Source organism: Streptomyces sp. NPDC059371, from assembly GCF_042751995.1.
Taxonomy (GTDB): Bacteria; Actinomycetota; Actinomycetes; order Streptomycetales; family Streptomycetaceae; genus Streptomyces.
The window spans coordinates 1-12,117 of the sequence record NZ_JBHYXD010000084.1 but is presented as its reverse complement, the minus strand read 5'-3'; the positions used below and the strand labels follow the sequence as shown (position 1 = coordinate 12,117).

Here is a 12,117-nt window from a genome sequence, read left to right as displayed (position 1 = left end):
GCGGCGCAATGGTGGCCCGGACAAGAGGGGTCCAGGGGCCCGGCTCGCGGAAGACGGGAACGCTTCCGCTCAGAAGGTGCGACAGAGCATGGCGGCGACGCGGCACAGGTCTACTGCCCGCCGCTTCGTGAGATCCGCCTGTCGCTTCATGGGTCCGATCGTAGGGACGGACAGGCGGGCATGTCACCGGTGTGTCGGATGCTGAGACGCGATCGTCCGCACTGTGATACGAACACGTCGTCGAAGCCCGTCCCGCACGGATTCCGGAGGGCCCGCCGGTCCCCGTCCCGGCTGCCCATCTGCGGTACGGACGGGGTCGTCTCGCCTTTCGGACAGCGATCCCTTCCGGTGGGCCCCGCCACCGGTCCGGTCGCCCTTTTCAGCCGCCCTCCGGCCAGGCCTTCCGCCTGTCGGTGGAGCCTTTTCCGCCCTCCGGCCGGGCCTTCCACCCACCTCCGGTCCGGCCTCTACCCGACCAGCCGGACGTCCGAACCCTTCACCGCGACCTCGACGCCGTCGTGGGCCGCCTCGACCTTGTCGAGCTTGATCCCGCCGGGCAGCTGCTCGATCTTCTGCTCGAAGTCGGTGATCGAGCGGATCCGGCCCTCGGCGAGCTGGACACCCAGCTTGGGCAGGGAATCGGCGTGCACCTTCACGGTGTCGCCGGAGACGGACACGGAGCTGAGCACGGAGAGCGTCTTGGACGCCTTGGAGCCGGGGACGGTCACCTCGACGGCGACCTTGACCTTGCCGTTGCCGCCGTCGGAGAGGCCCATGACCTGGGTCTTGATGCCGAACCCGACGTCCAGGGGCTCGGGCTTGGCGGCCTTCAGCAGTTCGGCGTACGAGATCGACGCGCTGCCGGTGGCGCTGCCGGCGGTGGCGGAGCTGTAGTCACCGCTGAAGGCGACGCCGTGCATCTCGGCGTTGAGGTCGTCGATGCGGATCGTGCCCGCGGAGGAGCCCGTGCCGCCCGTCGACGCCTCGTAGTTCTTGATGCCGACCTTCACGTCGTCGAGTTCACCCGAGGCGACCTGCGTGAGGAACGGAAAGCCCCCGATGGACACGTCGGGGGTGGACGCGAGGCCCTCGCTGCTCTTGATGCGGCCCGCCGCCTCGTCCTCCGCGAACCAGACCGCCACCCGGTCGACGAGTACGAACAGCCCGCCGAGAACGACTAACAGAACCAGGGATATTCGCAGTGCGCGCATGCTCGTTGTTCCCCTACCTGGGACGGCCCCGTCTGGAAGGCCGAGTGGCCACCGAACGCGAGCCTAACCCCGAAGGGCCCCCGATTCGGGGGCCCTTCAAGGTAGTTGTCGATCACCTGTGACGAATCGGCGCGGCCCGAGGACCGCGCCCGGCCGCCCGGCGGGCCGGTCAGCCCAGAGCGCGGCCCAGCAGGTAGACCGCCGGGGCGGCGGCGGCCAGCGGCAGCGCCACGCCCGCGGTGAAGTGGACGAAGCGAGAGGGGTAGTCGTAGCTCGCCACCCGGTGGCCGATCAGCGCGCAGACGCCCGCGCCGAGGCCGAGGAAGGCGCCCTGCGTGCCCAGGTCCGTCATCCCGCCGACCGCGATGCCGGCGCCGGTGGCGGCCAGCAGGGCGACGACGACGGAGGCCGCCGTGGGCAACGGCAGCGCGCGGGCCAGGATCGCCGCGGCGACCGCGGCCGCGCCCACCGTGACGGCGTCCGGCTCGGCCGCCAGATGACCGGTCGCGATGATCGCCAGCGCCGCGGAGACGACGGTCGCCATCAGGCCGTACATGCGGGTGTCCGGATCGGCGTGGCTGCGGAGCTGGAGCACCAGGGTCAGCAGGACCCACACGCCGAGGGTGCCGAGGATCGCGGCGGGCGCGTTCTCCCGGCCGGCGGCGAGCAGCGCCACGTCGGCGGTCACCGCGCCCAGGAACGCCAGCGCGATGCCCTGCCGGGCGGGCCACATCCCGTTCAGCCGGAACCAGCCCGCCGCGGTGACGGCCTGGAGCAGGACGAGCGGTACGACGAGCGCGTACTCCCCGATCGCCGCCGTCCCGGAGAGCAGCAGCGCGAGCAGCGCGGTCAGCGCGGCCGGCTGGATCCCGGGCTCGATGATCGGCGACCGTCCCTCGGCGCGGGCACGCTGCGCGTCGGTGATCCGGCTCTGGCCGGTGACCGTGGCGGGCCCGTAGGCGACGTCGGTCTCGCTCGCGCTCTCGGGCGGGGTCCCGCCGTCACCCGGCCTCCCGCCTGGGCGGGAGGGGTCTCCCGGGCCATCGGCGGCCGGCGCGTGGGCCGGGTTCCACGGCTGCGCCGGGGCCTCGGGCGGCAGGGTCGCCCCCGCGGCGCCGCCGTACCCCTGGGGCTCGCCGTAGCTCTGGTACCCCTGCGGGTACGAGGTGTCGGCCTCCTGGACCGGCGCCTGCGCCTGCGTCTCCCAGGTCCGCCCCTCCCACTGCTGGGTGTGCTGCGGCCAGTCGGCGTGCTGCTGAGGCTCCTGGGACTGCTGCTGCTGTGCTTGCTGATAGGGGTCGTACGCCTCGCGGCGACCCTCGTACGGCTGGTTGCTCATCGTCTCGCTCACCCTCCTGCGAACGGCGGGAGCACCTCGACCGTGCCGCCCTCGGCCAGCCGTACCGTCTCATGCCCGCGGGTCCCCACGGGATCACCGTCGATCAGGAACGAGCATCGCCGCAGGACGTGGACGAATTCGCCGGGGTGCCGTTCGCGGGCCGCGTCGAGTGCCTCGGCGAGCGTGCCGGCGTCGTACGGCTCGTCGCCGACGCCTGCAGCGGCCTTGGCGGCGGCCCAGTAACGCACCGTGCCCTTTGCCATCTCGTTCCTCAATCAGCGATCTGGTGTGTGGTGTCCGCGCACCTGTTTGCGTGAACCCCGCCAGGCTAGCCCGCGTGGGTGGCGGACCAGTCGCGGATGCGGGTGAGCAGGTCGTCGGGGGCGGCGTTCTCCGCGTGGCCCATGCCGTGCTCCAGCCACAGTTCGGCGTGCCCGCCCGACGCCTCGACCAGCATGCGCGGGTGGTCGACCGGGAAGTAGCCGTCCCGGTCGCCGTGGACGATGAGGAGCGGGGTCGGCGCGATGTGCGGGACGCACTCGACCGGGGACGCCGGCACCGGATCCCAGTCACGGTGGTGGATCCGGGTCCGCAGACCGACCCGGCCCACGATCCGGCCCTCCGGACGGGTCACCAGCCAGTGCACCCGCCGCATGGGCGCCGTACCCCGGTAGTACCAGCGGGCCGGCGCGCTCACCGACACCACCGCGTCCGTACGCGCCTCCGCGCGTTCCTCGCGCTCCCGCGCCGCCGCCTGTCCACCACCCGCGGCCCCGGGGCCGTTCTCCCCGTAGAGCGCCGCGTGCCGCAGCACCACCGAGCCGCCCATCGAGAAGCCGACCGTCACGATCCTGGTGTGCCCGAGTTCACGCGCCCAGGTGACGGCCGCCGCCAGATCGAGGACCTCGCGGTCACCGACGGTGGAACGGCCGCCCGATCCGCCGTGACCGCGGAAGGAGAAGGTGACCACCGCCCCGCCGCGGGCGAGGACGCCGGCCGCCCGGCGGACGTGCGGACGGTCCAGATCGCCCGTGAATCCGTGTGCGACGATGAACGCAAGGTCACCGGACGACTCCGTTCCGGGGTCGTAGGCCGCGTCGATGTCCACCCCGTCGGCCGTACGCAGAAACCTCCGCAGAGGGGTGCGCGGAACCGTCTCAAGGCGTGGACTCTTGAACGAACGCGTCATGTGACCTGCCGGACCTGGGCTCATGTGGGCTATTCTGCTGGGCATGAGGACTCGGGCAGAGTAGCCCCCGGGTCCTTTTGTGCTTTCAGAAGCGTTGTATACGAAGCGGGAAACCGCAGGTGTACGGGCCGCGAAGGCGCGGCGGATCCCGGAGGCGCGGGAGCCGCATGTACAGGGCAGTGCCGCAAACGTCCTCGCAGGGACCGAGGAGGAACCAGACGTTATGGGCGAGCGAACCGTGCACGAAGGCAGGACGACCCGAGTGGGTGAGGCTCGATGAGTTCTCTGCTGCTCCTGACCAACGCCCTTCAGCCGTCGACGGAGGTGCTTCCCGCTCTCGGCCTGCTGCTGCACAACGTGCGCGTGGCTCCGGCGGAAGGCCCGGCCCTCGTCGACACCCCTGGTGCCGACGTCATCCTGATCGACGGACGACGTGACCTCCCCCAGGTCCGCAGCCTGTGCCAGTTGCTGCGCTCCACGGGACCCGGCTGTCCGCTCGTCCTCGTCGTGACCGAGGGCGGCCTCGCCGCCGTCACGGCCGACTGGGGCATCGACGACGTCCTGCTCGACACGGCGGGTCCCGCCGAGGTCGAGGCGCGCCTGCGGCTCGCGATGGGCCGCCAGCAGATCGTCAACGACGACTCCCCGATGGAGATCCGCAACGGCGATCTCTCCGTGGACGAGGCGACCTACAGCGCCAAGCTCAAGGGCCGGGTCCTCGACCTCACCTTCAAGGAGTTCGAACTCCTGAAGTACCTCGCGCAGCACCCGGGCCGCGTCTTCACCCGCGCCCAGCTCCTCCAGGAGGTCTGGGGCTACGACTACTTCGGCGGTACGCGCACGGTCGACGTGCACGTACGGCGTCTGCGCGCGAAGCTCGGGCCCGAGCACGAGTCGCTGATCGGAACCGTCCGGAACGTCGGTTACCGATTCGTTACCCCGGAGAAGGTGGAGCGCGCCACGGACACCGCGAAGGCCAAGGCGGCCCAGCCAAAGCCGGATGATGCGGACGAGACGGCGCGCCCGGACGGGACCGCTCCCACGCAGGCCGCCGCGCAGCCCCAGGAAGCTGCCGTACGCCCTGCCCAGAGGTAGGTCCATCCGCGTAGACTCCGCGCGTGGCCAAGGTGACTAGGGATGATGTGGCGCGGCTGGCGGGTACTTCCACCGCCGTCGTCAGTTATGTCATCAACAACGGACCCCGGCCGGTTGCCCCGGCCACGCGCGAGCGCGTTCTCGCCGCGATCAAGGAGCTGGGGTACCGGCCCGACCGGGTCGCCCAGGCCATGGCCTCGCGGCGGACGGAGCTCATAGGCCTGATCGTGCCGGACGCGCGCCAGCCCTTCTTCGGGGAGATGGCGCACGCCGTCGAACAGGCCGCCGCCGAGCGCGGGAAAATGGTCCTGGTCGGCAACTCCGACTACATCGCCGAGCGCGAGGTCCACTATCTGCGGGCCTTCCTCGGCATGCGGGTCTCCGGACTGATCCTCGTCAGCCACGCGCTGAACGACCACGCGGCCGCCGAGATCGACGCCTGGGACGCCCGCGTGGTGCTCCTGCACGAGCGCCCCGAGGCGATCGACGACGTCGCCGTCGTCACCGACGACATAGGGGGCGCCCAGCTCGCCACCCGGCACCTCCTGGAGCACGGCTACGAGTACGTGGCCTGTCTCGGCGGAACGGCCGAGACCCCCGCCGTCGGCGACCCCGTCTCCGACCACGTCGAGGGCTGGCGGCGCGCCATGCAGGAGGCCGGCAAGCCGACCGAGGGACGCCTCTTCGAGGCCCCGTACAACCGCTACGACGCCTACAAGGTCGGCCTCGAACTGCTCGCCGGACCGCACCGGCCGCCGGCCATCTTCTGCTCCACGGACGACCAGGCGATCGGTGTCCTGCGCGCCGCGCGCGAGCTGCGCATCGACGTGCCGGGACAGCTCGCGGTCGCCGGGTTCGACGACGTCAAGGAAGCGGGCCTGACCGACCCTCCTCTGACAACGATCGCATCGGACCGCTCGGCGATGGCCCGCGCGGCCGTGGACCTCGTCCTGGACGACGGGCTGCGGGTGCCCGGCTCCCGCCGCGAGCGGCTGAAGCTGTTCCCCTCGCGCCTGGTGCTACGGCAGTCCTGCGGCTGCGAGTAGCCGCTTGCGGGTACGGCAGTCCTGCGGCTGCGAGCAGCCCCCCGCTGGTACCGCAGTCCTGCCGCTGCGAGCAGCCTGGCCCTGGGCGGCGGCTGCGAGCAGCCACGGCCCCCGGCGGCCCGGACCGCCCCACGCGCCTTCCCCCCGGACGACGAAGATCCCCGCGCCCTGAGGGACGCGGGGATCTCTGTGTGCCGATACGGGCCGGGAGGGCCTAGAACAGCAGGTTGTACTGGTTGAAGCCGGTGCCGAGGCTCTTGCGGGTACCGAAGAGGCTGCTGGAGGCCTTGTTGGTGCCCGGGTAGAGCCAGAGCGTGCCGCCCGAGTCGCGGGCGACGACGTCCGCGATACCGTCACCGGTCACATCGCCGTTGGCCACGTACGAAGTGAAGTTCCAGCCCGTACGAGCCTGGATGCGCGCCGAGAACGGGGTCTTCTCGACCTGCGTGCCCCGGTAGAGGTACAGGACGCCCGAGCTGTTGCGGACCAGCAGGTCGGCGCGGCCGTCGCCGGACAGGTCGCCGTGACCGAAGATCTTGACGTTCTTCCACGCCCTGTCGACGATCTTGACGCGGCCGTAGAACTGGCCGGTGCCCTTGCCCGGGTAGAGGTAGGCCGATCCGTCCGCGTCCACCGCGACCAGGTCGGGGCGGGCGTCACCGGTCAGGTCGCCGGGGATGGCGTACGACTTGTAGCCGCCCCACACCGAACTGATCTGCATCCACTCGAACTCGCCCGAGCTGTGGTTCATGTAGCTGCGGTAGAGCTTGCCGTCGCCCTTGTCCCGCATGATCAGGTCCTGGTAGAAGTCCCGGTCCAGATCGGCCTGGAGGACCCAGCTCGCGTTCTGCCAGCCGTTGCCCAGGTAGGCGCGCGCGGTGAGCGAGGTGCCCTTGCTGTCCTGCTCGAACAGACCGCCGGAGGGCGTGCGCTCCAGCAGGTCGGCACGGCCGTCGAACGTGAGGTCGGCGTCGTCGATGCGGGGCTGGGCCGCCCAGGTGTACGAGGACACCTTGGTGAACACCGGGTAGGCACCCTTGGCGGTGCACCCCGAGACACCCCACGAGACGATGCCGATGATCTTGCCGCCGAACATCACCGGGCCGCCGGAGTCACCGTTGCACGGGCTCTTGGTGCCCTCGTCGACACCGGTCGCCGGGGTGCCCGCGCAGAACATGGAGCCCTCGATGAAGTCGTCCTCGCCGAGGACGGTGTTCATCGCGCTGTTGCAGGTCGAGTCCGACACCAGCGGCAGGGTGACCTTGCGCAGGTTCGCCGACAGGTCGGCGTCCGCGGCGCCCGAGGTCAGGCCCCAGCCGTAGACGGTGGCGGAGTTGCCGGTCTTGTACGAGGCGCTGTCGCCCGCGGCCACCAGCTTCGCCCACTGCTGCTCCAGCGGACGGTCCAGGGTGAGGACCGCGACGTCGTTCTGGAGGGTCGAGCCGTCGAAGTGCGGGTGGTTCCACTGGCGGTAGACGCCCGCGACGGTGCCGTTGGTGTCGTCCAGCAGACCGGTGGCACCGGCGACGACCGCGCCGTTGTCCGTCCAGTCCAGACCCGCGACGCAGTGGGCCGCCGTCAGGACCTTGTTCGGGGCGACGAGGGTGCCGCCGCAGAAGTAGCCGGTCCCCGCCGCACTGTCGTAGTAGGAGAGCTGGACCATCCACGGCGCGGAGGAGATCGTGGTCTCGCTGCCGCCGATGATGAACGGCGTCTTCTTGGGCGCCGTGCCGGGGGTCGCCTGGGTCTTGGCGGCCTCGACGACGCGGTGGCGCAGCTCCTTGTCGGAGGCGGTCGGCGCGGGCGCCGCGGTGGACTGGGCGACGCTCGCGTCGGGCAGTCCGGCCGGGTCACCGGCCGCGGAGGCGGGCTGTGCCGCGATGGCGCCGGCGCAGGTCAGCGCCAGCGCGAGGGCGGCCGTCGGCAACGCCGTGGCGGGGCGTCTCCAACGGGCGCGCAGAGCAGGTATCACTAAGGACTCCTGGGTATGGGTGCGTGTGGCTTCTCGTCAGTGGCCCGAGAAGGGCGTACGACGCACCGGCCCGACCGTCGACGGCAATCGCTTGCATCGACATCGGGCGTAACCGCGGAGCCCCCCTCCGGCCCGGGAATCGTAGGCCTCACCGATCTCTCGGCACACGGCCTTCACAGGGGCCGGATAAGTGTTCGCCCCCGGCGTTCCGGGACAACACCGGTGCGCAACCCGCCGTTTGCCGGAGGGCGACGGAACCACGCACGGTGCGCGGCCGGGTACACGCCGGAAGCACGGCGCGGACGCCGGCGGAGGCATCGGTCGAGCACTCACAGACAGTTCTCAAGGCACCCGCAGGGGCCACTCAAGCGACTCGCAGAAAGCGTCTTTATATCGGGCATACGAGGTTCTGTCGGGCTTCTCAGGGGCCACTCAGGGAGCTCTCATGATCGGGGGACAGTCTTTTTTCATGACCGAGAGCTTCCGCCGTAGCGGCGAGTACCCCCAGGGCGACCACCACGGGTCCGCGTACCCGGAGCAGCAGTCGCACGCCTCCTCCCCCGTGAACCCCGAGTGGCCTCCGCCCCCGGCCTACGACCCGGCCGGGCCGGTCCACGTCGAGCCGGGCACCACGGTGTGGCCGGGCTCCGGCTCCGGCTCCGGCTCCGGCCACGGTGACGGTGACGGTGGCGGTGGCGGTGGCGGGGGCGGGGGTCACGCCGCCGGCCCGTACGCCGGCTACCCCGAGCACGACCTCGCCGGCACGACCGCCGCATTCGCCACCGTGGCCCCCGGTCACACCGAGCCCCCCGCGAGCCCGGCCGGCAAGCGGCGCGCCAAGGGTCCGTTCGCTCTGCTCGCCGCCGTGGCGATCGTCGCCGCGGCGATCGGCGGCGGCACCGCGTACGCCTTCCAGGAGCTGACCGGCAACGACACCGTCGCCACCTCCAGCACCACCAGCACCAACGTGGTGCCCACCAGCCAGCGCGGCACGGTCTCCGGCGTCGCCAAGGCGGTCAGCCCGAGCATCGTCGAGATCGGCGCGACCTCGAACGCGGGCTCGTCCACCGGCTCGGGCGTGATCATCACGACCGGCGGCGAGATCATCACCAACAACCACGTCGTCTCGGGCGCCTCCCAGATCAAGGTGCAGCTCGACAACGGCAAGTCGTACACCGCCAGCGTGGTGGGCACCGACAGCAAGAAGGACCTCGCGCTGATCAAGCTGGACAACGCGCCGTCCGGCCTGAAGCCCGCGACACTCGGCAACTCCGACGGCGTCCAGGTCGGCGACCAGGTCGTCGCGATCGGCTCCCCCGAGGGCCTGACCGGCACCGTCACCAGCGGCATCGTCTCCGCCCTCGACCGGGACGTGACCGTCTCCACCGACGAGGGCCAGGGCCAGCAGCAACAGCAGGACGGCAGCGGCAACGGCCAGTGGCCGTTCGAGTTCGGCGGCCGGCAGTTCAACGGCGACACCGGCTCCTCCACGACGACGTACAAGGCCCTGCAGACCGACGCCTCGCTCAACCCGGGCAACTCGGGCGGCGCCCTCATCGACATGAACGGCAACATCGTCGGCATCAACTCCGCGATGTACTCGGCCGCTTCGGACTCCTCGTCCTCCTCGTCGAGCGCGGGCAGCGTCGGCCTCGGCTTCGCCATCCCGATCAACACCGTCAAGTCCGACCTCGCCACCCTGCGGGCCGGCGGTTCCGACAGCTAGCCAGGAGGTCGCCATGATGATCAAGAGTGTCCAGCACACCACCGCCGCGGGAGACGCGGCCGCACTCGGCCTCGCCCTGGCGGTCGCCCGTGAACTGCACCCGTCCGTCCGGCGCGCGCCCGAACTGGCCCCCGCCGTGTCCCGGCCCGCCCGGGGCCGGACCTCCGCCCGCCGCCGCACCGTACGAAGCTGATCCATTCCGGCGCGGCCAGGAACGTGCAAGGCTGAAAGCACCGGATCACCACTCATACCACCCGAGGAACCCGACGCCCATGAGCTCCGCCGAAGGCGACCGTGACACCCAGCGCATCCTGATCGTCGACGACGAGCCGGCCGTGCGCGACGCACTCAAGCGCAGCCTCGCCTTCGAGGGGTACGACACCGAGGTCGCGGTCGACGGCGCGGACGCCCTGGAGAAGGCGACGGCCTACCAGCCCGACCTGGTCGTCCTCGACATCCAGATGCCGCGCATGGACGGCCTCACCGCGGCCCGCCGGATGCGCGGCGCGGGCACCACCACGCCCATCCTCATGCTGACGGCCCGGGACACGGTCGGCGACCGCGTCACCGGGCTGGACGCCGGGGCGGACGACTACCTCGTCAAGCCCTTCGAGCTCGACGAACTCTTCGCCCGCATCCGCGCGTTGCTGCGGCGCAGCTCGTACGCGGCATCCGCGGGCGCGGTCGTCGAGGACGACGCGCTGATCTTCGGCGACCTGCGTATGGACCTGTCGACGCGCGAGGTCACCCGTGCGGGACGCCCGGTGGAGCTGACCCGCACCGAGTTCACCCTGCTGGAGATGTTCCTGGCCCACCCGCGCCAGGTCCTCACCCGCGAGCAGATCCTGAAGGCCGTCTGGGGCTTCGACTTCGAACCGTCGTCGAACTCCCTCGACGTCTACGTCATGTACCTGCGCCGCAAGACGGAGGCCGGCGGCGAACCGCGCCTGGTCCACACGGTGCGGGGCGTGGGGTACGTTCTGCGGTCCGGCGGCGCGGAGTGATGCGACGCTTCAAAACGCTGCCGCTGCGCTCGCGGCTGGCCCTGCTGGTGGCGGCGGCGGTGGCGTTCGCGGTGGCGGCGGTCTCGGTGACGTGCTGGTTCATCGTCCAGGGGAAGCTGTACGGCGAGCTGAACAACCAGTTGCAGTCCTCGGCGACCCGCCCCCAGGGCAGGAACATCTCCAACACCATCCAGAACTGCACCAGCACCCCGAACGCCCCGTCCGGCCAGGCACCGCCTGACGCCGGAGGATTCCGGGCCCAGTTCGAGTCCTACCTCCAGGTGGTCACCGCGGACGGCCAGGTCTGTGTCGCCTCCATCTCACCCGGGAAGATCGAGATCGCCGGGGGGGACACCGCCCTCGCCAAGAACCCGGTCCAGGGCCACGGCACCTTCCGCGACGGCAGCGACACCAAGGGCAACCCGGTGCGGGTGCTCACGGTCCCGCTGACCATCGCCAATCTGGACGGGACGACGACGCTCGTCAAGAACGCCGCGACCATGTACGCCGTCCCCCTCAAGGGCACCAACGCCACCCTCAACGAACTGGCCCTGGTGCTCCTGCTCGTCGGCGGCATCGGAGTCGTGGGCGCCGGAGCAGCCGGGCTCTGGGTCGCGCGGGCCGGGCTGCGTCCGGTCGACGAGCTCACGGACGCCGTGGAGCACGTGGCCCGCACCGAGGACCTCACCATCCGCATCCCCGTCGACGAGGAGAGCGACGACGAGATCGCCCGGCTCTCCCGTTCCTTCAACTCGATGACCGCCTCCCTCGCGAGCTCACGCGAGGTGCAGCAGCAGCTCATCGCGGACGCCGGGCACGAGCTGCGGACGCCTCTCACCTCCCTGCGGACGAACATCGAACTCCTCACCCGGAGCGAGGAGATCGGCCGCCCGATCCCCCCGGCGGACCGCAAGGCGCTGCTCGCCTCCGTGACGGCGCAGATGACCGAGCTGGCGGCGCTGATCGGCGATCTTCAGACGCTCTCCCGCTCGGACGCGGGACACACGGCCGACCGGGTGGAGGTCGTGTCCCTCCAGGACACCGCGGAAGCGGCCCTGCGCAGGGCCCGGCTGCGCGGCCCGGAGCTGACGATCACCGCCGATCTGGAGCCCTGGTTCGTCCGGGCGGAGCCCTCCGCCCTGGAGCGGGCGATCGTGAACATCCTCGACAACGCGGTGAAGTTCAGCCCAGCGGGCGGCACGATCGACGTCCGGCTGAAGGACGGCGAGCTGACCGTGCGCGACCACGGCCCCGGCATCCCCGGTGACGAACTCCCGCACGTCTTCGACCGCTTCTGGCGTTCGCCGGACGCGCGGGCCCTTCCCGGCTCGGGTCTCGGCCTGTCCATCGTTGCCCGCACGGTCCAGCAGTGCGGCGGCGAGGTGACGCTGAGCCCCGCCGACGGCGGCGGCACGATCGCGGCCGTCCGGCTCCCGGGAGCGCCGACGGCCCCGCCCGACACGGTCTGCGCGGCGCCCAGACGCGGGGGGGTGGCGCGCGCCGCCGGCGGGCCGGGGGGCGGGGGGGCGGGCGGG

At 71.4% G+C, this 12,117-nt stretch carries 12 protein-coding genes; 6 read left to right on the top strand and 6 right to left on the bottom strand.

What is annotated here, in order from left to right; translation table 11 throughout:
• Window positions 1-69: 69 nt before the first annotated feature.
• From ACFXGX_RS32875 to ACFXGX_RS32855, 5 genes are all read right to left on the bottom strand, one after another.
• The gene (locus ACFXGX_RS32875; protein ID WP_350310325.1) at window positions 70-150 is read right to left on the bottom strand and encodes a putative leader peptide; all 81 of its coding nucleotides are present in this window, start codon (window positions 148-150) and stop codon (window positions 70-72) included.
• A gap of 317 nt (window positions 151-467) precedes the next feature.
• On the bottom strand, window positions 468-1,211 hold the full coding sequence (locus ACFXGX_RS32870) for a DUF2993 domain-containing protein (protein WP_384798549.1): 744 nt from the start codon (window positions 1,209-1,211) through the stop codon (window positions 468-470).
• A 169-nt stretch (window positions 1,212-1,380) separates the two neighbouring features.
• Window positions 1,381-2,550: a hypothetical protein gene (locus tag ACFXGX_RS32865; RefSeq protein ID WP_384798546.1), complete on the bottom strand. Its 1,170-nt coding sequence runs from the start codon at window positions 2,548-2,550 to the stop codon at window positions 1,381-1,383.
• Between the two features lie 8 nt (window positions 2,551-2,558).
• Window positions 2,559-2,813 (bottom strand): MoaD/ThiS family protein, encoded by a 255-nt coding sequence (locus tag ACFXGX_RS32860; RefSeq protein ID WP_355759864.1) that lies wholly within the window; start codon window positions 2,811-2,813, stop codon window positions 2,559-2,561.
• 65 nt (window positions 2,814-2,878) lie between these two features.
• Window positions 2,879-3,763, bottom strand: a complete 885-nt coding sequence (locus ACFXGX_RS32855; RefSeq protein ID WP_384798542.1) for an alpha/beta hydrolase family protein — start codon at window positions 3,761-3,763, stop codon at window positions 2,879-2,881.
• 252 nt (window positions 3,764-4,015) lie between these two features.
• Between ACFXGX_RS32855 and ACFXGX_RS32850 the strand changes: the two genes are divergently transcribed.
• Both ACFXGX_RS32850 and ACFXGX_RS32845 read left to right on the top strand, forming a co-directional pair.
• Window positions 4,016-4,834 (top strand): response regulator transcription factor, encoded by an 819-nt coding sequence (locus ACFXGX_RS32850; protein WP_384798539.1) that lies wholly within the window; start codon window positions 4,016-4,018, stop codon window positions 4,832-4,834.
• 23 nt (window positions 4,835-4,857) lie between these two features.
• Window positions 4,858-5,880 carry a LacI family DNA-binding transcriptional regulator gene (locus ACFXGX_RS32845; RefSeq protein WP_384798536.1) on the top strand — a complete coding sequence of 341 codons (1,023 nt, stop codon included), beginning with the start codon at window positions 4,858-4,860 and terminating at the stop codon, window positions 5,878-5,880.
• Window positions 5,881-6,094: 214 nt separating this feature from the next.
• Here ACFXGX_RS32845 and ACFXGX_RS32840 read toward each other — a convergent pair whose 3' ends face one another.
• Window positions 6,095-7,852, bottom strand: coding sequence for a trypsin-like serine protease (locus ACFXGX_RS32840; protein ID WP_384798533.1), 1,758 nt, complete (start codon window positions 7,850-7,852; stop codon window positions 6,095-6,097).
• Between the two features lie 469 nt (window positions 7,853-8,321).
• On the opposite strand from ACFXGX_RS32840, the gene ACFXGX_RS32835 reads away from it, so the two are divergent.
• From ACFXGX_RS32835 to ACFXGX_RS32820, 4 genes are all read left to right on the top strand, one after another.
• Window positions 8,322-9,578: a S1C family serine protease gene (locus tag ACFXGX_RS32835; RefSeq protein ID WP_384798530.1), complete on the top strand. Its 1,257-nt coding sequence runs from the start codon at window positions 8,322-8,324 to the stop codon at window positions 9,576-9,578.
• Between the two features lie 13 nt (window positions 9,579-9,591).
• Window positions 9,592-9,771 carry a hypothetical protein gene (locus ACFXGX_RS32830; protein WP_384798528.1) on the top strand — a complete coding sequence of 60 codons (180 nt, stop codon included), beginning with the start codon at window positions 9,592-9,594 and terminating at the stop codon, window positions 9,769-9,771.
• Window positions 9,772-9,850: 79 nt separating this feature from the next.
• On the top strand, window positions 9,851-10,582 hold the full coding sequence (locus ACFXGX_RS32825; protein WP_384798525.1) for a response regulator transcription factor: 732 nt from the start codon (window positions 9,851-9,853) through the stop codon (window positions 10,580-10,582).
• The coding region (locus tag ACFXGX_RS32820; protein ID WP_384798522.1) for an ATP-binding protein at window positions 10,582-12,117 on the top strand (1,536 nt) is incomplete at its 3' end. The genes ACFXGX_RS32825 and ACFXGX_RS32820, both read left to right, overlap by 1 nt.

What these genes read in the sequence shown, in the direction of transcription:
- ACFXGX_RS32850 (WP_384798539.1), top strand. Translation starts at nt 4,016, where the DNA reads ATGAGTTCTCTGCTGCTCCTGACCAACGCCCTTCAGCCGTCGACGGAG.
- ACFXGX_RS32855 (WP_384798542.1), bottom strand. Translation starts at nt 3,763, where the DNA reads ATGAGCCCAGGTCCGGCAGGTCACATGACGCGTTCGTTCAAGAGTCCA.
- ACFXGX_RS32830 (WP_384798528.1), top strand. Translation starts at nt 9,592, where the DNA reads ATGATGATCAAGAGTGTCCAGCACACCACCGCCGCGGGAGACGCGGCC.
- ACFXGX_RS32825 (WP_384798525.1), top strand. Translation starts at nt 9,851, where the DNA reads ATGAGCTCCGCCGAAGGCGACCGTGACACCCAGCGCATCCTGATCGTC.
- ACFXGX_RS32835 (WP_384798530.1), top strand. Translation starts at nt 8,322, where the DNA reads ATGACCGAGAGCTTCCGCCGTAGCGGCGAGTACCCCCAGGGCGACCAC.
- ACFXGX_RS32865 (WP_384798546.1), bottom strand. Translation starts at nt 2,550, where the DNA reads ATGAGCAACCAGCCGTACGAGGGTCGCCGCGAGGCGTACGACCCCTAT.
- ACFXGX_RS32860 (WP_355759864.1), bottom strand. Translation starts at nt 2,813, where the DNA reads ATGGCAAAGGGCACGGTGCGTTACTGGGCCGCCGCCAAGGCCGCTGCA.
- ACFXGX_RS32875 (WP_350310325.1), bottom strand. Translation starts at nt 150, where the DNA reads ATGAAGCGACAGGCGGATCTCACGAAGCGGCGGGCAGTAGACCTGTGC.
- ACFXGX_RS32870 (WP_384798549.1), bottom strand. Translation starts at nt 1,211, where the DNA reads ATGCGCGCACTGCGAATATCCCTGGTTCTGTTAGTCGTTCTCGGCGGG.